The sequence below is a fragment of the Flavobacterium sp. 11 genome (genome assembly GCF_002754315.1).
In the GTDB taxonomy this organism is placed as follows: Bacteria; Bacteroidota; Bacteroidia; order Flavobacteriales; family Flavobacteriaceae; genus Flavobacterium; species Flavobacterium algoritolerans.
Window position 1 is genome coordinate 1,384,740 of sequence record NZ_PEFE01000001.1, and the last position, 22,027, is coordinate 1,406,766.

Annotated in this window: 16 protein-coding genes; 10 read left to right on the plus strand and 6 right to left on the minus strand. The window is 34.4% G+C overall.

All coding sequences use genetic code 11. The features are described 5' to 3' along the window. The first annotated feature begins 100 nt into the window (after positions 1-100). The 10 genes from CLV00_RS06050 to queG all read left to right on the plus strand — a co-directional run bounded on the left by CLV00_RS06050 (position 101) and on the right by queG (position 13,775). On the plus strand, positions 101-1,432 hold the full coding sequence (locus CLV00_RS06050; protein ID WP_099714286.1) for a c-type cytochrome: 1,332 nt from the start codon (positions 101-103) through the stop codon (positions 1,430-1,432). A 29-nt stretch (positions 1,433-1,461) separates the two neighbouring features. Further along, the gene (locus CLV00_RS06055) at positions 1,462-4,518 is read left to right on the plus strand and encodes a TAT-variant-translocated molybdopterin oxidoreductase (RefSeq protein WP_099714287.1); all 3,057 of its coding nucleotides are present in this window, start codon (positions 1,462-1,464) and stop codon (positions 4,516-4,518) included. A 38-nt stretch (positions 4,519-4,556) separates the two neighbouring features. Beyond that, positions 4,557-5,960, plus strand: a complete 1,404-nt coding sequence (nrfD, locus tag CLV00_RS06060) for an NrfD/PsrC family molybdoenzyme membrane anchor subunit (RefSeq protein ID WP_099714288.1) — start codon at positions 4,557-4,559, stop codon at positions 5,958-5,960. Beyond that, complete coding sequence (locus CLV00_RS06065) at positions 5,953-6,477, plus strand: DUF3341 domain-containing protein (RefSeq protein ID WP_099714289.1); 525 nt, start codon at positions 5,953-5,955, stop codon at positions 6,475-6,477. Before nrfD ends, CLV00_RS06065 begins: the two co-directional genes overlap by 8 nt. A gap of 8 nt (positions 6,478-6,485) precedes the next feature. Continuing rightward, positions 6,486-7,031, plus strand: coding sequence for a cytochrome c (locus CLV00_RS06070; RefSeq protein WP_099714290.1), 546 nt, complete (start codon positions 6,486-6,488; stop codon positions 7,029-7,031). A gap of 27 nt (positions 7,032-7,058) precedes the next feature. Beyond that, the gene (locus CLV00_RS06075) at positions 7,059-8,534 is read left to right on the plus strand and encodes a quinol:cytochrome C oxidoreductase (RefSeq protein ID WP_099714291.1); all 1,476 of its coding nucleotides are present in this window, start codon (positions 7,059-7,061) and stop codon (positions 8,532-8,534) included. 19 nt (positions 8,535-8,553) lie between these two features. Next, a complete protein-coding gene (locus CLV00_RS06080) occupies positions 8,554-9,708 on the plus strand; it encodes a cytochrome c oxidase subunit II (protein WP_099714292.1) in 1,155 nt (384 codons plus the stop codon). Between the two features lie 29 nt (positions 9,709-9,737). After that, positions 9,738-11,534 carry a cbb3-type cytochrome c oxidase subunit I gene (locus CLV00_RS06085; protein WP_099714293.1) on the plus strand — a complete coding sequence of 599 codons (1,797 nt, stop codon included), beginning with the start codon at positions 9,738-9,740 and terminating at the stop codon, positions 11,532-11,534. A 155-nt stretch (positions 11,535-11,689) separates the two neighbouring features. Beyond that, a complete protein-coding gene (ruvB, locus tag CLV00_RS06090) occupies positions 11,690-12,712 on the plus strand; it encodes a Holliday junction branch migration DNA helicase RuvB (RefSeq protein ID WP_099714294.1) in 1,023 nt (340 codons plus the stop codon). A gap of 142 nt (positions 12,713-12,854) precedes the next feature. Then, positions 12,855-13,775 carry a tRNA epoxyqueuosine(34) reductase QueG gene (gene queG / locus CLV00_RS06095; RefSeq protein WP_099714295.1) on the plus strand — a complete coding sequence of 307 codons (921 nt, stop codon included), beginning with the start codon at positions 12,855-12,857 and terminating at the stop codon, positions 13,773-13,775. A 7-nt stretch (positions 13,776-13,782) separates the two neighbouring features. Here the strand turns inward: queG and CLV00_RS06100 are convergent, their stop codons facing one another. From CLV00_RS06100 to CLV00_RS06125, 6 genes are all read right to left on the minus strand, one after another. Then, entirely contained in the window at positions 13,783-14,823 is a 1,041-nt protein-coding gene (locus tag CLV00_RS06100) for a LacI family DNA-binding transcriptional regulator (protein ID WP_099714296.1), read from the minus strand. 233 nt (positions 14,824-15,056) lie between these two features. Continuing rightward, on the minus strand, positions 15,057-16,076 hold the full coding sequence (locus CLV00_RS06105) for a LacI family DNA-binding transcriptional regulator (RefSeq protein WP_099714297.1): 1,020 nt from the start codon (positions 16,074-16,076) through the stop codon (positions 15,057-15,059). 128 nt (positions 16,077-16,204) lie between these two features. Next, positions 16,205-17,950, minus strand: coding sequence for an alpha-glucosidase (locus tag CLV00_RS06110; RefSeq protein ID WP_099716254.1), 1,746 nt, complete (start codon positions 17,948-17,950; stop codon positions 16,205-16,207). 77 nt (positions 17,951-18,027) lie between these two features. Beyond that, a complete protein-coding gene (locus CLV00_RS06115) occupies positions 18,028-18,930 on the minus strand; it encodes a carbohydrate kinase (RefSeq protein WP_099714298.1) in 903 nt (300 codons plus the stop codon). Further along, positions 18,923-20,254: a sugar porter family MFS transporter gene (locus CLV00_RS06120; protein ID WP_099714299.1), complete on the minus strand. Its 1,332-nt coding sequence runs from the start codon at positions 20,252-20,254 to the stop codon at positions 18,923-18,925. The genes CLV00_RS06115 and CLV00_RS06120 overlap by 8 nt, the downstream gene beginning before the upstream one ends. A 50-nt stretch (positions 20,255-20,304) precedes the next feature. After that, positions 20,305-21,894: a glycoside hydrolase family 32 protein gene (locus CLV00_RS06125; protein WP_099714300.1), complete on the minus strand. Its 1,590-nt coding sequence runs from the start codon at positions 21,892-21,894 to the stop codon at positions 20,305-20,307. Positions 21,895-22,027 lie beyond the last annotated feature (133 nt).

Sequence of the window (22,027 nt, forward strand, 5' to 3'; positions counted from 1 at the left end):
TTAAGTCGTATTTTTGTCCAAGTTTTTAAATAAAGGATCAGTTTCTATAATTCAATTAGAAAAAACTGTGCCAATTTTTAGTAGATAATCATTATACTATATGAAAAAGGTGGGTAACCATAATTCGATCTCAAGGAAATTATTTTTTAGCATAGCTTTGATGCTATCTATTTCCTTTACTTCATTTGCTCAAGAAGCTACACCTGCGGCTGATGCTGCAGCTCTAGATGCTTCAGCTACTTCGCAAAGTGCAGACCCGGTAAAGGGTAAAGAGCTTTTTAATGCAAACTGTGCGGCATGTCACAAACTTGATGCTAAAGCTACAGGTCCTGCTCTTAGAGGTGTGTCTGCTAAATATGATGCATCATGGCTTCATAAGTGGGTTCGTAATAGTTCAGACTTAATTAAATCTGGCGATGCTCAGGCAGTTAAAGTTTTTGAAGAGAACAATAAGGCTGTAATGTCTGCTTTTCCTCAATTATCAGATGCGGATATTGATAATATCATTGCTTATACTTCAGAGCCTAAAGCTGAAGCTGCTGCTCCAGCTCCTGGAGTTGAAGTTCCTGGTAAGCCAGCTGCAGATAGTGGTATTTCAAACAATATTATATTAGGTGCTTTGGCGCTTGTTATGGTTATTTTGGTTGTAATGTTATTTTTGGTAAACAGAGTTTTATCTAAAGTAGCAAAAGCAAACGGTATTGAAGTAGCTCCGAAAGCTCCAACAACTCCTATTTGGAAAGCATTTGCTAAAAATCAATTTTTGGTTTTAGTTACATCAATATTCTTGCTTTTGGCGAGTGGATATTTCGTGTATGGTTTTTTAATGCAAGTTGGTGTTGATCAGGATTACGCTCCGATTCAACCAATTCATTATTCGCATAAAATACATGCTGGTGATAATGAAATCAATTGTAAGTATTGTCACTCTGCAGCTCGTGTAAGTAAAAATGCAGGAATTCCATCTTTGAATGTTTGTATGAACTGTCATAAGAACATTGCTGAAGTTGCTGAAACTACTGCTACTCCAGAGTACAGCAAGGCATTCTATGATGAGCAAATCCAAAAATTATATACTGCGGTAGGTTGGGATAAAACAACTCAAAGTTATACTGGAAAAACGCAGCCTGTAAAATGGGTTCGTATTCATAATTTACCTGACTTCGTTTATTTCAATCACTCTCAGCACGTAACTGTTGCCGGAATTGAATGTCAAACGTGTCACGGTCCGGTTCAAGAGTATGAAATTCAAAAACAATTTGCTCCATTAACAATGGGTTGGTGTATTGATTGCCACAGAAAAACTGATGTTAAAATGGAAGGCAATGAGTATTATACTAAAATTCATGAAGAACTTTCTAAAAAATACGGTGTAGACAAATTGACTGCGGCGCAAATGGGAGGTTTAGAATGTGGTAAATGCCACTATTAATCAAATTATTAAGATTTTAATATTTATATATGTCATCAAACAAAAAATACTGGAAAAGTGTTGAAGAACTAGACAAAAATAGTTCTATTGTTGAGGCGCTTAGAAATAACGAATTTGTTGAAGAAATTCCTACTGACGAGTTTTTAGGAAATAATGACGCTTTGTCATCTTCATCAACATCACGTCGTGATTTTTTAAAGTACGTTGGTTTTAGTACTGCAGCGGCTACGCTTGCAGCTTGCGAAGGTCCTGTGAACAAGTCAATACCTTATGTACTTCAGCCGGAACAAATCATTCCTGGAGTAGCTGATTATTATGCAACTTCTGTTTTTGATGGATTTGATTTTGCTAATCTTTTGGTAAAAACTCGTGAAGGGCGTCCTATTAAAATAGATAATAATACTATTGCTGGAGCTAAGTTTAGTGCTAATGCAAGAGTTCATGCGTCTATTCTGTCTTTATATGATAGTATGCGTTTGAAAGAGCCAAAAATTGAAGGTAAAAATTCAACTTGGTCTGCTGTTGATTCTAAAATTAAATCAAGTATAGCTGATGCTGCTGCAAAAGGTGGTCAAGTAGTGCTTTTAACAAACACATTGGCTAGTCCGTCAACTGAAAAGTTGATTGCTGAGTTTATCGGTAAAAATCCAAATGCTAAACATGTTGTTTATGATGCTGTATCTGAATCTGAAGCATTAGATGCTTTCGAAACGGTATATGGAGAAAGAGCTTTGGTTGATTATGATTTTTCTAAAGCTTCGCTAATAGTTTCTGTAGGAGCTGATTTCCTTGGAGATTGGCAAGGTGGAGGATTTGATTCAGGTTATGCTAAAGGTAGAATTCCTAAAGCAGGAAAGATGTCTCGTCATTTCCAATTAGAAGCAAACATGACTTTGTCTGGTGCTGCTGCTGATAAGCGTTTACCAATGTCTACTGCTAATCAAAAACAAGCATTAGTTCATATATATAATATTGTAACGGGTTCTGCTGTTGCTGTAAGTTTAGAAGATAAATTTAAAGCAGAAGTTACAAAAGCAGCTCAACAATTGAAAGCTGCTGGTTCAAAAGGAGTTTTGGTATCTGGTATTCAAGATAAAAATGCTCAATTGTTAGTTTTAGCTATCAACCAAGTGTTGGCAAGTGAAGCTTTCAGTACTTCTGGAGTAAGACAAATCAGAAAAGGATCTGATGCAAAAGTTGCTCAATTAATCAGTGATATGAAAGCGGGAAGCGTTCATACTTTGGTAATGAGTGGTGTTAATCCGGTTTATACTTTAGCAGATAGTGCTTCTTTCGTTGAAGGACTTAAAAAAGTAAAAACATCAGTTGCGTTTTCTTTAAAAGAAGATGAAACTGCTTTAGTAAGTACTATTGCAGCGGCTGTTCCTCATTATTTAGAGTCATGGAATGATGTAAGTATCACAAAAGGTACTTACGGAATTACTCAGCCTGCTATTCGTCCTCTTTTTGTTACAAAACAATTTCAAGATGTATTGTTGTCTTTAAATGGATTGACAGGTACATTCTACGATTATATTAAAGCTAATGCATCAACTATAATAACTGGTTCTACTTGGAACAAAGTGTTACATGATGGTGTTTATGTTGGAGTTGTTCCAACTGCGTCTGCTGGTTCTGCTGATTATAGCGCAGCTGCAAATGCTTTAGCAAAATCAAAAGCTTCTCAAGGACTTGAGCTTGTTTTGTATACCAAAACAGGTATGGGAGATGGACAGCAAGCTAATAACCCTTGGTTGCAAGAGTTTCCAGATCCAATTACAAGAGTTTCTTGGGATAATTATGTTACTGTTTCGAATGCTGATGCTAAGAAATATGAACTTTCTAATGAAATCGTTGCAAATGGTGGTTTAAACGGAAGTTATGCTACTATTACTACTGCTGATGGAGCTAAATTAGAAAATGTTCCGGTAATTGTTCAACCAGGACAAGCTGTTGGAACTATCGGTTTAGCATTAGGTTACGGTCGTAAAGCGGCTTTGAAAGAAGAAATGATGGTGGGTTTAAATGCCTACTCTTTATATAAAGGTTTTAATAATGTACAGTCTGTAACATTGGCGAAAGCTGGAGGAGAACATGAGTTTGCTTGTGTTCAAGGTCAGAAAACATTAATGGGAAGAGGAGATATCATTAAAGAAACTTCTTTAGAAATTTTCAATACAAAAGATGCTCACGTTTGGAATGAACAACCAATGGTTTCATTGGATCACAAAGAAGTTGAAGCAACTAAAGTAGATTTATGGGATTCATTTGATCGTTCAACGGGTCACCATTTTAATCTTTCTATTGACTTGAATGCTTGTACCGGTTGTGGTGCTTGTGTGATTGCTTGTCATGCTGAAAACAACGTTCCTGTTGTTGGAAAATCAGAAGTTAGAAGAAGTCGTGATATGCATTGGTTGCGTATTGACAGATATTATTCTTCTGAAAGTACTTTTGAAGGGGATAACGAAAGAAAAGAAAATATTGCAGGTTTATCAAGTTCATTGTCTACATTTAATGAAATGGAAAAAGCGGGTGATAACCCACAAGTATCTTTTCAACCTGTAATGTGTCAACATTGTAATCATGCACCTTGTGAAACGGTTTGTCCAGTTGCTGCAACTTCACACTCTCGTCAAGGTCAAAACCATATGGCTTATAACAGATGTGTTGGAACGCGTTATTGCGCTAACAACTGTCCGTATAAAGTGCGTCGTTTTAACTGGTTCTTGTACAACAAAAACAGTGAATTCGATTATCATATGAATGACGATTTAGGACGTATGGTATTGAATCCAGACGTTAATGTTCGTTCTCGTGGAGTTATGGAGAAATGTTCAATGTGTATTCAAATGACACAAGCGACTATTTTGAAAGCAAAAAGAGAAGGAAGAGCAATCGTTGATGGTGAATTCCAAACTGCATGTTCAAATGCTTGTTCTACTGGAGCAATGATTTTTGGTGATGTAAATGATAAAGAAGCGGAAGTGACTAAGTTAGCTGCTGACGAAAGAATGTATCATTTATTGGAGCATGTTGGAACAAAACCAAATGTGATTTACCACGTTAAAGTTAGAAATACCTAGTACAAAAAATAATTAATTAAGAATCAATATAAAGGATTATGTCGTCTCACTACGAAGCAACCATTAGAAAACCCTTAGTTATAGGTGATAAATCTTATCACGATGTAACTGTAGATGTAGCTGCGCCTGTTGAAGGTAAAGCAAACAAACATTGGTGGATTGTATTTTCAATCGCATTAATAGCCTTCCTTTGGGGACTTGGCTGTATAATTTACACCGTATCTACAGGTATTGGAACATGGGGATTAAATAAAACTGTAGGATGGGCTTGGGATATCACGAACTTTGTTTGGTGGGTTGGTATTGGTCACGCAGGAACACTTATTTCGGCGGTATTATTACTTTTCCGTCAACGTTGGAGAATGGCGATTAACCGTTCTGCAGAAGCAATGACAATTTTCTCTGTAATTCAAGCAGGTTTATTTCCAATCATTCACATGGGGCGTCCATGGTTAGCGTATTGGGTTTTACCAATTCCGAATCAATTTGGTTCTCTTTGGGTAAACTTTAACTCGCCATTACTTTGGGACGTATTTGCAATTTCAACGTATCTTTCGGTTTCATTAGTATTCTGGTGGACTGGTTTATTACCTGATTTTGCTATGTTACGTGATAGAGCTATTACTCCTTTTAATAAAAGAGTGTATTCTATATTAAGTTTTGGATGGAGCGGTAGAGCAAAAGACTGGCAACGTTTTGAAGAAGTATCTTTGGTACTTGCAGGATTAGCTACTCCACTTGTACTTTCAGTGCATACTATTGTATCGATGGACTTTGCTACATCCGTTATACCTGGATGGCATACTACAATTTTCCCTCCGTACTTTGTTGCTGGAGCGGTTTTCTCAGGATTTGCAATGGTAAATACTTTGCTTATCATTATGAGAAAAGTATCTAATTTAGAAGCTTACATTACGATTCAACACATTGAGTTGATGAATATCGTTATCATGATTACAGGTTCTATTGTTGGGGTTGCCTATATAACGGAACTATTTGTTGCATGGTATTCTGGTGTAGAATATGAGCAATATGCTTTCTTGAATAGAGCTACCGGACCTTACTGGTGGGCATATTGGTCAATGATGACTTGTAATGTTTTTTCTCCACAATTTATGTGGTTCAAAAAATTAAGAACAAGTATCATGTTCTCGTTTATAATTTCGATAGTTGTAAATATTGGAATGTGGTTTGAGAGATTTGTAATTATCGTAACTTCGTTACACAGAGATTATTTACCATCTTCTTGGACAATGTTTTCACCTACATTTGTTGATATTGGAATTTTCATTGGAACGATAGGTTTCTTCTTTGTATTGTTCTTATTGTATTCAAGAACATTCCCTGTAATTGCACAAGCAGAGGTAAAAACAATTTTGAAAGGAACTGGAGATAATTACAAAAGAGAAAGAGAAGCAAATAAAGATTCACACCATGAGTAATAAAGTAATATACGCCATTTATAATGACGATGATATATTGATGGATGCGGTTAAAAAAACCAGAGCAGCTCATCATCATATTGAAGAAGTTTTTACTCCATTCCCGGTTCACGGTTTGGATAAAGCTATGGGAATTGCACCTACAAGATTAGCTATTTGTGCTTTTCTTTATGGATGTGTTGGAATCTCGGTAGCAACAGCTATGATGAATTATATCATGATTCAGGATTGGCCACAAGATATTGGTGGAAAACCAAGTTTTAGTTATATTGAAAACATGCCGGCTTTTGTTCCAATCATGTTTGAACTTACTGTATTTTTTGCTGCTCACTTAATGGTTATTACTTTTTACATGAGAAGTAAATTATGGCCTTTCAAAGAAGCAGAAAATCCGGATGTAAGAACTACAGATGACCATTTTTTAATGGAAGTTGCTGTAAATGACAATGAAGAAGAATTAGTTTCTTTTTTCCAAAGCACGGGAGCTGTAGAAGTTAAAGTAATAGAAAAGCATTAATTATAGATATGAAAAGCGTATATAAAATAACACTTTTATTTGGCATAACTATTTTAGTTTCATCTTGCCATAATAATGCGGAACCAAACTATCAGTATTTTCCAAATATGTATGAATCAGTAGGGTATGAAACTTATTCTGAATCAAATGCATTTAAAGACGGTAAAGAAGGTCAACTTCCAGCTGCAGGAACTATTAACAGAGGGTTTGAACCTTTTGAATATGAAAATTCTACTGCAGGATATGAGTTAGCAAAAGCAAATCTTAAATCTCCGTTGGATTCTTTAAGCAGAGACTCTGATAAAGGAAAAGAGCTTTTTGAAATATATTGTATCAGTTGCCATGGTGCTTCTGGTAACGGAAAAGGAAAGCTTGTAGAAAGAGAAAAATTTCTGGGTGTTCCTAGTTATAAAGATAGAGTTATCACTGAAGGAAGTATTTTTCATGTTATAACTTATGGTTTAAATTCAATGGGTTCGCATGCTAACCAATTGAGTGCCCATGAACGTTGGTTAGTTACTGACTATGTTCTAAAACTAAAAAGCGAATTATAATTGTTGAACAAACTGATCGTAATAGATATGTATACATTTTCAAGTAAATTAAAAACTTTTTCTTTCATCTTAATGGCTGTAGGTCTTTTAGGAATTGGATATGGTTTTTTAACTGCACCTAAAGATATTCAAGAAGTTGAAAAGCTTCTTGCGGCCGAAAGTCATGGTGGTCATGGTGAAGCTAAACATGAAGGGGCTGCTGCTGCTGAACCTTCCCATGAAGCTGCTGCTACCCATAGTGAAGCTAACGAAGAGAAAAAAATCGAGGAATCTCACGAAGCTGTTGCTCCAACAGGTGATACAACTAAAGTTTCTGAAGAAGCACATGCTGAACCAGTTCACGCTGAAGCAGCTGTTAAAAAAGAAGGTCACGATGTTAGTGAAGAAGCAGAACATACTGAGCATTTGAATCATGTGTTACACCAACTGCAAAACAAACCTTGGTCTGCTTTATATGTTGCTTGTATTTTCTTTATGCTTGTTTCTCTTGGAGTTTTAGTTTTTTATGCAATTCAACAAGTAGCTCAGGCTGGATGGTCTCCAGTATTATTTAGAGTTATGCAGGGTATAACATCTTATTTACCGGTTGGTTCTGTTATCTTTTTTGTTATTTTAATATTATGTGGATTACATTTTAATCATATTTTTATATGGTTAGACCCTGAAGTTGTAGCTCATGATAAACTAATCGCTAATAAAACAGGTTATTTAAACTTTCCTTTTTGGATCATTAGAGCGGCTATATTTTTGACAGGTTGGAGTTTATACCAATATTTTTCAAGAAAAAACTGTTTGGCTCAAGATGAATCAAATGACAACTCATTTTACAAGAAAAACTTCAACATATCAGCAATGTTTTTAGTTTTCTTTATAGTATCAGAATCTATAATGTCTTGGGATTGGATAATGTCTATTGACCCGCATTGGTTCAGTACATTATTTGGATGGTATGTATTTGCTAGCTTCTTTGTTAGTGGAATTACTACAATTGCTTTAGTTACTTTATACCTAAAATCTAGAGGATATTTAGAGCATGTAAATACAAGTCATATACACGATTTAGCAAAATTCATGTTTGGATTAAGTGTATTCTGGACATATTTATGGTTCTCACAATTCATGTTGATATGGTATGCAAATATTCCTGAAGAGGTAACATATTTTATCACTAGAATTGAATTGTATAATCTTCCATTCTTTGGTGCTGTAGTGATGAATTTTTTATTCCCTTTATTAATATTAATTAATACAGATTTCAAGAGAATTACTTGGGTACTAGTTATGGCAGGAATTGTAATACTAGCAGGTCATTATATTGATTTCTTTAATATGATTATGCCGGGAACTGTAGGAGACAGATGGTTTATTGGTATACCTGAAATAGCATCCGTTCTTTTCTTCTTAGGATTATTTATTTATGTTGTTTTCACAGCGTTAACTAAAGCTCCTTTGTTGGCAAAAAGAAATCCTTTCATAGAAGAAAGTAAACATTTTCATTATTAATATTTAAAGAAAAAAACAGATGACAAGTTTGTTGGTAATCATAGTTTTAGTTTTATTAGCTGTTGCTTTATGGCAATTGACTAAAATATTCGACCTGACGCAAGTTGGATCTAATTCAGATAGTTCAGAAATAGCTACAGATAACGATAATAACGTTCAAGGTTATTTGATGTTTGGTTTCTTGGCTTTCATTTATATTTTTTCAATTTACGGATTGTTTAAATGGGGACCTCTTGTTCTTCATACGCCAGCTTCTGCACATGGTGGTGAAGTAGATAATTTAATGAATATTACATGGGTTCTTATTTTTATAGTTCAGGCTATTACTCAAGTATTGTTGCATTATTTTGCTTTCAAATACAGAGGAAAAAAAGATCAAAAAGCACTTTATTTTGCTGATAATAATAAGTTAGAAGCTATTTGGAGTGTTATTCCAGCTGTAGTTTTAGCAGGATTGATTCTTTATGGTCTTTTCGCTTGGACAAATATTATGTTTGTTGATGAAGATGAGGATACAATAGTTATTGAATTGTATGCACAACAGTTCAACTGGAAAGCTAGATATTCAGGTCAAGATAATGTATTAGGGAAAGCAAATGTTAGATTTATTGAAGGTGCAAATGCTGTAGGTGTCGATTTAGCTGATCCATATGCACAAGATGATATTGTTGTAACAGAATTGCATATCCCTAAAGGTAAAAAAATTCTTTTCAAAATGCGTTCTCAAGATGTTTTGCACTCAGCATACATGCCTCACTTTAGAGCACAGATGAACTGTGTTCCTGGTATGGTTACACAATTTGCTTTTGAGCCAATATACACTACTGCAGAGTATAGAGAATTGCCATTTATGGTAGAAAAAGTAGCTAATATAAATGCTTTAAGATCTAAGAAAAGTATAGAGTTAGTTGCTAAAGGTGAAACTGCTTTAGATCCTTACACATTTGATTACTTATTGCTTTGTAATAAAATTTGTGGAGCATCACATTATAACATGCAAATGAAAATTATTGTAGACACACCGGAAGACTATAAAGCATGGTTGAAAGATAAAGCTACAATTGTAAGTGAAGTAAAAGCTGCAATGGCTGAACCTGCTGCTACTGATGGAGCAGCTGGTACAGATTCTACAAAAGCAAAAGATACTGCAGCGGTTGCCGTAACCATGAAATAATTAATAAGAAAAATTTAAAGTAAACATATATGTCAGCAGAAGGTCACGATCACGCAATAGATCACGAACACGAACATCACCATAAAGACACTTTTATTACTAAATATATTTTTAGTATTGACCATAAAATGATTGCCAAACAATACCTAATTACTGGTATCATCATGGGAATTATTGGAGTAGGAATGTCTATGCTATTTAGAATGCAGTTAGCATGGCCAGAAGAATCATTTAAAATTTTCAATATTTTACTTGGTGATAAATTTGCTCCAAACGGAGTAATGACAAATGATATTTATTTGGCATTGGTTACTATACACGGAACTATTATGGTATTCTTTGTATTAACCGCCGCTTTAAGTGGTACTTTTAGTAACTTATTGATACCGCTTCAGATTGGTGCACGAGATATGGCATCAGGTTTTATGAATATGATATCATACTGGTTGTTCTTCTTGTCTAGTATAATCATGGTTAGCTCACTTTTTGTTGAAGCAGGACCAGCATCTTCAGGATGGACAATTTATCCTCCTTTGAGCGCATTGCCACAAGCTATCCCAGGTTCAGGTTTAGGGATGACCTTATGGTTGGTTTCTATGGCTATCTTTATTGCATCTTCATTGATGGGTTCTTTGAATTACGTTGTAACGGTAATTAATTTAAGAACCAAAGGTATGACTATGACTAGATTGCCTCTTACAATTTGGGCTTTCTTTGTAACAGCAATTATTGGTATCGTTTCTTTTCCTGTTCTTTTATCTGCAGCTTTATTGTTGATTTTCGATAGAAGTTTTGGAACTTCATTCTTCTTATCTGATATTTATATTGCTGGAGAAGTATTGCATTATCAAGGTGGTTCACCAGTATTGTTCGAGCACTTGTTTTGGTTCTTAGGACACCCTGAAGTTTATATCGTTTTATTACCTGCTTTGGGTATTACTTCGGAAGTTATTGCAACAAATTCACGTAAACCAATTTTTGGTTACAGAGCGATGATTATGTCAATTTTGGCAATTGCTTTCTTATCAACAATTGTTTGGGGTCACCACATGTTTATCTCAGGTATGAATCCATTTTTAGGATCTGTATTTACGTTTACGACATTATTGATTGCTATTCCTTCAGCTGTAAAAGCGTTTAATTACATCACAACACTTTGGAAAGGTAACTTACAGTTGAATCCTGCTATGTTGTTTTCAATTGGTTTAGTTTCTACATTTATTACAGGTGGTTTGACGGGAATTATTCTTGGAGACAGTACGCTTGATATTAATGTTCATGATACGTACTTTGTTGTAGCTCACTTTCACTTAGTAATGGGTATTTCTGCTCTTTACGGAATGTTTGCTGGTATTTACCACTGGTTCCCAAGAATGTTCGGAAGAATGTTAAACAAGAACCTTGGATATGTACACTTTTGGGTAACTGCAATCTGTGCTTATGGAGTTTTCTTCCCAATGCACTTTATCGGATTAGCTGGTTTACCAAGACGTTACTATACAAACACAAACTTCCCATTATTTGATGATTTACAAAACGTAAACGTTTTAATCACAACATTTGCATTAATTGGTGGAGTTTTTCAATTGGTTTTCTTATATAACTTTTTCGTTAGTATCTTCTACGGTAAAAAATCTGTAATGAATCCTTGGAAATCGAATACATTAGAATGGACAGCACCAGTTGAACACATGCACGGTAACTGGCCAGGTGAAATCCCTCACGTATATCGTTGGCCTTATGACTACAGTAATCCAGCACACGATGTGGATTTTGTACCTCAAAACGTTCCAATGAAAGAAGGTGAAGAAGTTTTACATCACTAAAATATAAAGAAAAGCCTCTGCGAAAGTAGAGGCTTTTTTTGTGGCGTTTATTATTCTTGTTTCTCTTGTCGTACTTTTTGTTCAGATACCTTTTTAATTTTTAGCATTTAAAATTTAAAATTTATAATTCAAAATTGCTTTGCTATCTTTGTTACATGAATGAAAATTTAGACCCAACATCAAACAGTTACAATTCCGAAGAACTTGATCTTGAAAAAAAATTAAGACCGCTTTCTTTTGATGATTTTGCAGGACAAGACCAAATATTAGAAAATCTAAAAGTTTTTGTGCAAGCTGCAAACCAACGAAATGAAGCGCTTGATCACACGCTGTTTCATGGCCCACCGGGTTTAGGAAAAACTACTTTAGCTAATATTCTAGCTAATGAACTTCAAGTAGGAATCAAAATTACATCTGGTCCGGTTTTAGACAAGCCAGGGGATTTAGCTGGTTTATTGACTAATCTTGAAGAAAGAGATGTTTTGTTTATTGATGAAATTCATCGTTTGAGCCCTATAGTGGAAGAATATTTGTACTCTGCTATGGAGGATTTCAAAATTGACATCATGATTGAATCAGGGCCAAATGCAAGAACTGTCCAAATCAATTTAAACCCATTCACATTGATTGGAGCCACCACGCGTTCCGGTTTATTGACGGCTCCTATGAGAGCTCGTTTTGGAATATCTTCCCGTTTACAATATTATACAACTGAGCTATTAACCACAATTGTGGAAAGAAGTGCTACGATATTTAAAATGCCTATATCAATGGAGGCTGCCATTGAAATTGCAGGTAGAAGCAGGGGAACACCTCGTATTGCTAACGCACTGTTGCGCCGAGTGCGTGATTTTGCACAGATAAAAGGAAATGGTACAATTGATATAGAAATTGCACGTTACGCCTTAAAAGCGCTTAATGTTGATGCGCATGGCTTAGATGAAATGGACAATAAAATTTTAACCACAATTATCGATAAATTCAAAGGTGGACCGGTTGGTTTAACTACTTTGGCGACAGCCGTATCCGAAAGCAGCGAAACAATCGAGGAAGTCTATGAGCCGTTTCTGATTCAGGAAGGATTTATCATGCGAACACCGCGGGGTAGGGAAGTTACGGACAAAGCCTACAAGCATTTAGGGAAATTAAATACAAACATTCAAGGAGGTTTATTCTAATTTTTTAGGAGCTATTTCCTGCTATCCGCTATATTCCCGATTAACAAAAACTACGGCTAAAAAAGCCTTGTTTTTCTAAATCGGGTGATGCCGCTGCTATCAGGGCTAGGGAATCCATTTATTAACTTCTATTTTTATAAGCATCAACCACAAGGCTACATATACGCAATTTATCAAATCCGAAGCACAGCGTCTCGGCTTTTTATCTTGTGGAATATCCAAAGCCGGCTTTTTAGAACAAGAAGCACCACGTTTAGAAAACTGGTTAAAGAACAACAGAAATGGTCAAATGTCCTATATGGAAAACCATTTTGACAAGCGTCTAAATCCAACTTTGCTGGTTGATGATGCTAAAAGTGTAGTTTCCTTGCTGCTTAATTATTACCCTGAGCAACTTCAAAATCCAGATTCTTATAAAATTTCAAAATATGCGTACGGGCAGGATTATCATTTTGTAATTAAAGAAAAATTAAAAGAATTTTTATTTTCTATTCAATCAACATTAGGAGAAGTTTCCGGTCGTGCCTTTGTAGACTCTGCTCCAGTACTCGATAAAGCTTGGGCTGCCAAAAGTGGTTTAGGCTGGATAGGCAAAAACAGTAATTTATTGACGCAAAAAGTAGGCTCTTTTTACTTTATTGCAGAACTCATTATCGATTTAGATTTAGAGTATGACAATCCTACAACCGATCATTGTGGCACTTGTACCGCTTGTATTGACGCTTGTCCTACCGAGGCCATAGTTGCGCCTTATGTAGTTGATGGCAGCAAGTGTATCTCTTATTTCACGATTGAATTAAAAGATAATATTCCTCAAGAAATGAAAGGAAAGTTTGCTGATTGGGCTTTTGGATGTGATGTTTGTCAGGATGTTTGTCCTTGGAATAAGTTTTCAAAAGCACATAATGAACCTCTATTTAACCCAAATCCAGAATTACTTTCCATGTCAAAAAAGGATTGGATTGAAATTACCGAAGAAACATTTAAAGCTGTATTTAAAAATTCGCCACTAAAAAGAGCTAAGTTTCAAGGAATAAAAAGAAATATTGATTTTTTAGAATAACAGTATCTTACAATTCAATTTGTTTGAATTTTATAGAAGATTCTCTAACGATAACGTTAGTTTCTAATTCAACAGTTCTTGGCGTAAAAGGAATTCCTTCTTTATGACAATTCATTTCTTCCAGCAATAAGTTAAAAGATTCAATTCCCATTTCATGACTCGGCTGATTGACAGTGCTTAATTTTGGTGTCAATACTTGTGACATAAACCAATTACTAAACCCAATTACGGCTACTTGTTCAGGTACATTGATTTTATTTTCATTGAAATAGGCTAGTGTACCTACTGCAACCAAATCTGTAATTGCAAAAATACCATCGATGTCAGGATGCTCATTAATAATTTGCTTTGCAAAATCTCTCCCTTCTTCAAAAGTTACGGTTTCACAAGTATAGACTAATTTATTGTCAAAAGGAATATTGTTTTTTTCTAACGCTTTTTTGTAACCGATGTATCGGTCTATCGCGTTTTGAGGATTCAATGGGCCACGAATATGTGCGATTTTCTTGCAGCCATTATCAATTAAGTGTTGGACCGCATTAAAGGCTGCTTTTTGGTCGTCAATTACCACTTTTGAGCATTTAGAAAGCTTGGCAATCTTGTCAAACATCACAAAAGGAATATTTCTATTCATTATTTCTTTAATGTGATCGTCATTGTTGGATTCATTAGATAGTGACATAATAATGCCATCTACTCTCTTGTTTATAAGGAGTTCTACTTGTTTTTTTTCTAAAGCCAACGTTTCATTAGACTGTAAAATGATAACGAGATATCCATTTTTTTCGGCTTCATTAATAATGGCATTTACCACATTTGAAAAAAAGTGATGTACTACTTCAGGGATAATTAAACCAATGGTTTTTGATTCTTTTGTTCTTAAATTTACAGCAAAACTATTAGGGGTATAATGTAGTTTTTGAGCAAGTTCAATTACCGCATTCTTAGTTTTTTCACTAACATCCGGATAGTTTTTCAGCGCTTTTGAAACAGTGGTTATTGAAATTCCCAGTTTTGTTGCAATTTCTTTAAGAGTAATATCTTTCATGAATCGAATTTCTACGTATTTAATTTTAGGAAAATATTTTTAGAAATGACTTTATTTTAAGTCTCCATGTGTTTAGTTTATGCCTATAAAAACTGACTCTAACTTAAAATATTCTTTACCAAGATATTAATTTTTATCTTATTTCTAGTTTTTTTATCAAAATAAACAAATTAATATTGATTCGTTAAATTAGATAAACATGGGTTGGTTGTTTATTGAAGGATTCAATTTTTTTATGTAGATTCTCTTTCAATTATGTTAGTTTCTAATTCAATTGACTGAAAAAGAACTGGTAAATTATTCTTTTTTAGATTGATTTCATCAAATAAAATCGACGCAGACTTTCTTCCAATTTCAAAACCGGGTTGGTCGATTGTTGAAAGTTTTGGTGATATAACGCTTGACATAAACCAATTGCTGAAACCTAAAACTGCAATTCGTTGCGGAATGGAAATCCCTGTTTCATTGAAGTATTTAATGATTCCAATGGCGACTAAGTCAGTAACGGCAAAAATTGCATCTATTTCAGGATGTTCATCAATCACTTTTTTAGCATTTTCATAACCGTCTTCAAAATCCGTGTTGTTGTCACATACAAAAACAAGAGAAGAATCATAAGGAATACCGTTGTCTTCGAGTGCTTTTTTATATCCTAAAAAACGATCAATAGCATTTTGGGGTAAATAAGAACCTCTAAAATGAGCTATTTTTTTGTACCCTTTTTTTATAAGAAAGCTAACAGCATCATAAGCCGCTTTTTTATCATTAATAGTTACTTTTGAGCATTTAACAAGTTTGGCAATTTTATCAAAAAGTACCAGTGGGGTATTGTGAGAAATAATCGATTTTAAATGTTCAAAATCCCCAGTTTCATTGGACAAGGACATTAAAATTCCGTCAACTCTTTTATTTAATAGTAGATCGATTTGTTTTTTTTCAAACTCTAATTTTTCATTGGATTGTAAAATAATAACCAAGTAATCCCTCTTCTCAGCCTCTTCAAGAATTCCTTTAATCACATTTGAAAAAAAATCATGAACAAGCGTAGGGATTATCAATCCTATGGTCTTTGATTCTTTTGTTCTAAGGTTTACAGCAAAACTGTTTGGAGTATAATGCAGTTTTTGAGCAAGTTCAATTACCGCTTTTTTTGTTTTTTCACTTACGTCTGAGTATCCTTTTAATGACTTTGAAACAGTTGTTATAGAAATCCCTAATTGTGCGGCAATTTCTTTGAGAGTGGGATTATTCATAGTTCAATACTCTATTTGTAAAAGCCAAAAAAAACTGCTTCTTGAAAACGAATTTACAATTTATTTGTTGTAAATCAATTTTCAAAAAACAGTTTGTTAATTATACGCAGTTTTGAAGTGTTTAATTTTTATTTGAGTTCAATTATTACCGCTTCAAATGGACGTAAAACATTCTTTTTAAAATTTTTAGTCCCCGTATAATTGTCTAAAATAATTTTAGATTTACTAGTAGAAACCCCTATGCTAAAAGCAGATTTTTTCTCGGAAAAATTCAATAAAACCAATATTTTTTTACCTTCTAACTCTCTAATATATGCAAATACATTAGGGTTTTCTCTGTCTAGCAGAGTATATTTTCCATATACAAAAGCAGGTTCCTTTTTGCGTAATTGTACTAATGTTCTAAAATAGTTTAAGGTTGAATTTGGGTCTTTTTCCTGTGCTTCGGCATTTATTATCGTATAATTTGGGTTTACTTTCAACCAAGGTTTTCCGGTTGTAAATCCTGCATTTTTAGTTGTATCCCATTGAAAAGGTGTTCTTCCATTTTCCCTTGAAGTTTGTTTTTGGCCTTCTAAAAAAGCTTTCAAATCGCCTCCTTTATTTTTTAATCCAATGTATTTATTTCGGGTATCCACATCGTGATAATCTTCTATAGAATCAAAGCGAATGTTAGTCATTCCTAATTCGTCACCATAATAATAATAGGGAGTTCCGCGCATGGTCATTACAAATGTAGAAAGCATCTTTGAAGAGATTTCTCTGAATTCAGGAGTGTCATTGCCAAATTTACTTACCATTCTGGGTTGGTCGTGATTGGCCAGGAAAATCGAAAGCCAACCTTTATCTTTAAAGGTTTCATCATACCTTGAAAAAATATCTTTGTATTTAACAAGACCAAAGTCATTGATGTGCTTACCAATGTCAACGCTTTCAAAATGATAGGCCATGTTTAATTCTTTTCGGTCAGGATCTACAAACAGCATTGCATCTTCTGGAGTACTTCCGGCACCTTCGGCAACGGTCATAATATCATATTTACTAAAAACTTCGCGGTTCATTTCCTGTAAATAATCATGTAGATGCGGGCCAACTCCGTAGTATTTTATGATGTTTTTCTCATATCCTTTTGGTAATTCTGGCCATGTAGTATCTTTTGAAGCAAACTGAAAAGCATCCATTCTAAAACCATCAATCCCTTTGTCTAACCAAAAACGCATCATTTCATATATTTCTTGTCTTAGCTTTGGATTTTCCCAATTTAAATCGGGCTGCTTTTGGGAAAAATAATGCAAATAATAGGCGTCAGTTTGTGCGTCATATTTCCAGGCATCGCTATTCACATCAAAAAAACTCCATCGGTAAGGTGGTTTTCCTTTTTCGGCTGGCCACCAATGGTAGTAATCGCGGTATTTATTGTCTCTTGAATTTCTGGATTGTTTGAACCATTCGTGCTCATCGCTGCTATGATTTACCACTAAATCCATGATGAGTTTGATCCCGCGTTCATGCATCCCTTTTAGCAAAAGATCAAAGTCTTCCATAGTCCCAAAATCTGTCATGATTTGTCTATAGTCACTGATGTCATACCCATTATCATCATTTGGAGAGGTATAAATCGGATTAAGCCAAACCGCATCGATTCCTAGGCTTTTTATATAATCTAATTTTGAAATGATTCCTTTTAAATCTCCAACTCCATCGCCGTCACTGTCTTTGAAGCTTCTGGGATATACTTGGTACACAACAGCTTCTTTCCACCATTTTGCATCATTTTTTTGACTTGTTTTTACAAACTTGTTTTGAGCTGATGTGCTCTCAGCAGAAAATAGTGTAAGAGCAGAAAACAAGCATAATGAGAGAATAGGTTTCATAGCTGTTTGTGTTAATAGTTTTTTTACTGTATTTGTTTGTAAGTATTTTGATGCCAGCACTGTGTGATTTGTTGATTTTATATTGGACTCATAAAAGCATTGATTTCTTTACTGGAAATTTTTGGATTTGCGCCTTCGTTTTTTGCTACAATCGCGCCTAAAGCACAAGCAAAATCAATCGCTTCTTGGGGATTCACATTATTTAATAGTTTAGAAATTAATCCAGCTAAAAAGGAATCTCCTGAGCCTACAGTATCAACAACATCAATTTTATAGCCACTATTGTAATACATTTTTCCATTATAATACAAAACTGCGCCATGACTTCCTTTGGTTACACAAATGTGTTTTGTGTTTGTTTGTTCAGCAATAAAAAGTATGTTTTGTTCCAATGAATGATAGGGGGAATTCATAAAAGCACTTATTTCATACAATTCATCATCATTGAATTTTATAAAATCAGACTGCATCATTAAATTAATCAGGATTTCCTTGGTGTAAAAAGGAGCACGCAAATTAACATCGAAAACAGCGTATTTTGCATAGTTTATTATTTCTAAAAGTGAACTTTGTGAGACGGAATCTCTACATACAAGACTCCCAAAAACAAGTGCGTCCGCTTTTTTGACCATGATTTCGTCTTCCGGAATACAAACAATTTTATCCCAAGCAACCGGGTAATTTATGGTGTATGAAGCAGAACCCTTTTCATTTAATTTTACAATTACTTCTCCAGTGTGAAAAATTTCATCAACTTGAATCGAAGTAGTATCCACGCCATTTGCCCGAACATAGTCTACTAATTCTTGGCCTATTGCATCTTTGCCAATTCGGCTGATTATATGCGTATTCACTCCAAGTGATGCTAGTCGTAATGCGACATTCAATGGTGCGCCGCCAATTTTTCTGTGTGTTGGAAAAACATCAAATAATACTTCTCCAAAACAAACGATGCTGAGTTTTTCTTTGAAATTATTCATTATTAACCATTTTGTGTTCTAATTCTTCTAACGATAAACCTTTGGTTTCGGGCATCATAAACAATACAAAAACCAATTGTAAGACCATCATAAAAGCAAAAAATGCAAAGATTGGCCAAGGATTTATTTTGAATAAGTCAATGACTACTGGTCCGGCCAAAGTAATTAATGCAGCAAAAATCCAGTGAATTCCTGTCCCAAAAGATTGTCCGTTAGCTCTAACATTATTTGGAAATATTTCTGAAATGAATACCCAAATTACAGCACCCTGTCCAATAGCATGAGAAGCTATAAATAACATGATTGATGACATCAAAATGATAGGACCCAGATTATTGTAAAAGGCAAGAGCAACCATGCCTAAACTTATAATGTAACCTAAAGAGCCTATAATCATAAGTTGTTTTCGTCCTAAAACATCTATTAATCGCATTCCGGCAATGGTAAAAATTAAATTTGTTACTCCAATTAAGATGGAGTTCATCAAGGATTCCTTTGAACCTAATCCTGCCATTTCCAATATTTCTGGGGCATAGTACAGAATAAAATTAATTCCTGATAGTTGATTGAAAAAAGCCAGTAAAAAAGCTAAAATGATAGGCAGTTTGTATTTTTTTGAAAAGATAGATTCTTTTACAGAAGTCTCATTTAAATCTTTTTTGATTTCATGAAAACTTTCTAAAGCCTCTTCTTTACTGTAAATCATTTCAAGGACTTTTATCCCTGCTGCGTCATCTCTTTTTTTCAAGATTAACCAACGTGGACTGTCCGGAATTTGTAAAACGATTATACTGTAAATAAATGCAGGAAGCGCAACAATACCAATCATCCAGCGCCAGTCATTTTCTCCTCCAACACCTTCGAATAAATAATTAGAAAAGAAAGCAATCAAGATACCGAATACAATATTAAATTGAAATAAGGTTCCTAATTTACCTCTGTTTTGTGGAGTGGAAATTTCTGAAATGTAAATAGGAGCTGCCACGGATGAGGCTCCAACACCAATACCGCCAATGAAACGGAAAAATGAAAACGTGTAAGGATCTTGTGCAAATGCCGAACCTAATGCCGATACTAAAAATAGAATCCCAATCCAGAATAATGTTTTCTTTCGACCCCATTTATCACATGGAATTCCTCCTAATAATGAGCCTAATACGGTTCCCCATAAAGCCATTGACATGATAAAAATTCCGTGAAATAATGGAGTGGTGTGCCATAATTCTTTGATGGGTAAATTGGCGCCAGATATTACAACGGTATCAAAGCCAAATAAAAATCCCGCAACAGCTACAGTAAGGGACCAGTTTCGAACGTTATTCATTTTTTATAATTTATGGTTAATAGTTTTGGTTTTATAAATAATTTGTATGGCTACCAGATTCCTTTGATTCTATGGACAGTAAGGTTTTTAATTTCTTGCTTTTCATCGGATTGGATGCTCAGTTTTGTATACGGTTTGTTCGGGAAAATTTGTTCAGTAAAGCTATATACTCCTTCATTTAGGAAAATTTCTATAGAGGACCAATCTAGAATAATTTGGTAGTCAATGGTTTCCGAAATGATACTTGGCGTTGCAGTTTTATGGATTTCTTTTCCAAAGTTTTCTTCGAAATTTACTATTCCGGAATGGCGTCTGTCTATCGAAAAGGTTTTTTGTGCAGCATCATAATTCAAAACCAAAGAATCATTTACTTCGTTAGAAAAAATCAGTTTTAAATTTTTTGAAGCGGCTTTAAATTTTATTTCAGATTGGTTGAAATTATCATAAGTAAAATTGATTTTTTGCTGTGGTTTAATAAGCATCAAATCTTTTGAAAACTCTGAAACCAACTGTTTTTTGAACGGCTCAACAGGGCTATTTTTTAGAACATAACTATTGTTTATTTTTACCAAAGAAAGCTCTCGAGGCAGTGTCATGGCGCTTCTCCAGTTTTTTGTGGGTGTATTTCTGGCATATAGCCAATTGCTCATCCAGCCTAAAAATATTCTCTTGTTATCTGGAGTATTGTTATAAGTAACTCCTGCATAATTATCGGTGCCGTTGTCAATCCATTTAATGTCTTTTTGGGTAGTTTTAAAACTTTTTCCATCATAATCACCTACAAAATATTGTGTTCCGGAACCACCATTAGGTGCGCCAGGATTGATACTGATGAGTAAAACCCATTTTTCTTCTTTAGAACTGGCAACTTTTAATTTGAAAATATCTGGGCATTCCCAAACACCGCCATGAGCACCTATTTTTTTACCAAATTCACTTTCGAATTTCCAATTAATTAAATTTTCTGAAGTGTAAAATTGAGCATGATCTCCGGCTACTAATACCATATTCCAAAGATTAGTTTCGCTGTTCCAAAAAACTTTTGGGTCCCTGAAATCCTTTAAAACAGAATTTTTGACAATAGGATTTTTTTCATATTTCAACCAAGTTTCGCCTTCATCTAGACTATAAGCTAATCCTTGCGTTTGATAATCCGTTCTGCCCGCTTTTTCGCCTGCCATGTCGTGATAGGTGAAAATCGCAATCATCGGTGGGTTTTCTTTAGTTCCTAAACCGGAGGTATTATTTAGATCCACCACTGCACTTCCTGAAAATATCATACCTAGTTTATCAGGAAATAAAGCAATTTTTTTGTGGGTCCAATGAATTAAATCGGTACTTGTGGCATGTCCCCAATGCATCGGTCCCCAAACAATATCATCTGGGTAATATTGATAAAATAAATGATAAATACCTTTATAGTACACCATACCGTTTGGGTCATTCATCCATTTTTTTTCTGGAGAAAAATGAAATTGTGGTCTAAACGGTTCTTTGTATTTCTCTGAAGAATCAATTTTTATTTTTTCAGAAGAGGTTATGGCAATAATTGCATTGCTTTCTTCTTTTTTACAAGAAAACAAGAATAATGTGCTGCCAAATAAGAAGAAAATCGATGCGATGTTATTTGCGAACTTCATTAAAAAAAGAATTTATTATTATATTATCTTCATAAAAATAGAATTCTATTTTTTAATTATTCAAAATAGTCTAATTAAAAACGTTTTCGATATGTCGAAAACGTTTTCGATTTGGATTCAATGTACTATATGG

Excerpts from the sequence above, each read along its gene's own strand:
- CLV00_RS06075 (WP_099714291.1), top strand. The coding sequence starts at position 7,059 with ATGTATACATTTTCAAGTAAATTAAAAACTTTTTCTTTCATCTTAATG.
- CLV00_RS06110 (WP_099716254.1), bottom strand. The coding sequence starts at position 17,950 with ATGAAACCTATTCTCTCATTATGCTTGTTTTCTGCTCTTACACTATTT.
- CLV00_RS06085 (WP_099714293.1), top strand. The coding sequence starts at position 9,738 with ATGTCAGCAGAAGGTCACGATCACGCAATAGATCACGAACACGAACAT.
- CLV00_RS06100 (WP_099714296.1), bottom strand. The coding sequence starts at position 14,823 with ATGAAAGATATTACTCTTAAAGAAATTGCAACAAAACTGGGAATTTCA.
- CLV00_RS06080 (WP_099714292.1), top strand. The coding sequence starts at position 8,554 with ATGACAAGTTTGTTGGTAATCATAGTTTTAGTTTTATTAGCTGTTGCT.
- CLV00_RS06050 (WP_099714286.1), top strand. The coding sequence starts at position 101 with ATGAAAAAGGTGGGTAACCATAATTCGATCTCAAGGAAATTATTTTTT.
- CLV00_RS06115 (WP_099714298.1), bottom strand. The coding sequence starts at position 18,930 with ATGAATAATTTCAAAGAAAAACTCAGCATCGTTTGTTTTGGAGAAGTA.
- ruvB (WP_099714294.1), top strand. The coding sequence starts at position 11,690 with ATGAATGAAAATTTAGACCCAACATCAAACAGTTACAATTCCGAAGAA.
- CLV00_RS06105 (WP_099714297.1), bottom strand. The coding sequence starts at position 16,076 with ATGAATAATCCCACTCTCAAAGAAATTGCCGCACAATTAGGGATTTCT.
- nrfD (WP_099714288.1), top strand. The coding sequence starts at position 4,557 with ATGTCGTCTCACTACGAAGCAACCATTAGAAAACCCTTAGTTATAGGT.
- CLV00_RS06070 (WP_099714290.1), top strand. The coding sequence starts at position 6,486 with ATGAAAAGCGTATATAAAATAACACTTTTATTTGGCATAACTATTTTA.
- CLV00_RS06120 (WP_099714299.1), bottom strand. The coding sequence starts at position 20,254 with ATGAATAACGTTCGAAACTGGTCCCTTACTGTAGCTGTTGCGGGATTT.
- CLV00_RS06055 (WP_099714287.1), top strand. The coding sequence starts at position 1,462 with ATGTCATCAAACAAAAAATACTGGAAAAGTGTTGAAGAACTAGACAAA.
- CLV00_RS06125 (WP_099714300.1), bottom strand. The coding sequence starts at position 21,894 with ATGAAGTTCGCAAATAACATCGCATCGATTTTCTTCTTATTTGGCAGC.
- CLV00_RS06065 (WP_099714289.1), top strand. The coding sequence starts at position 5,953 with ATGAGTAATAAAGTAATATACGCCATTTATAATGACGATGATATATTG.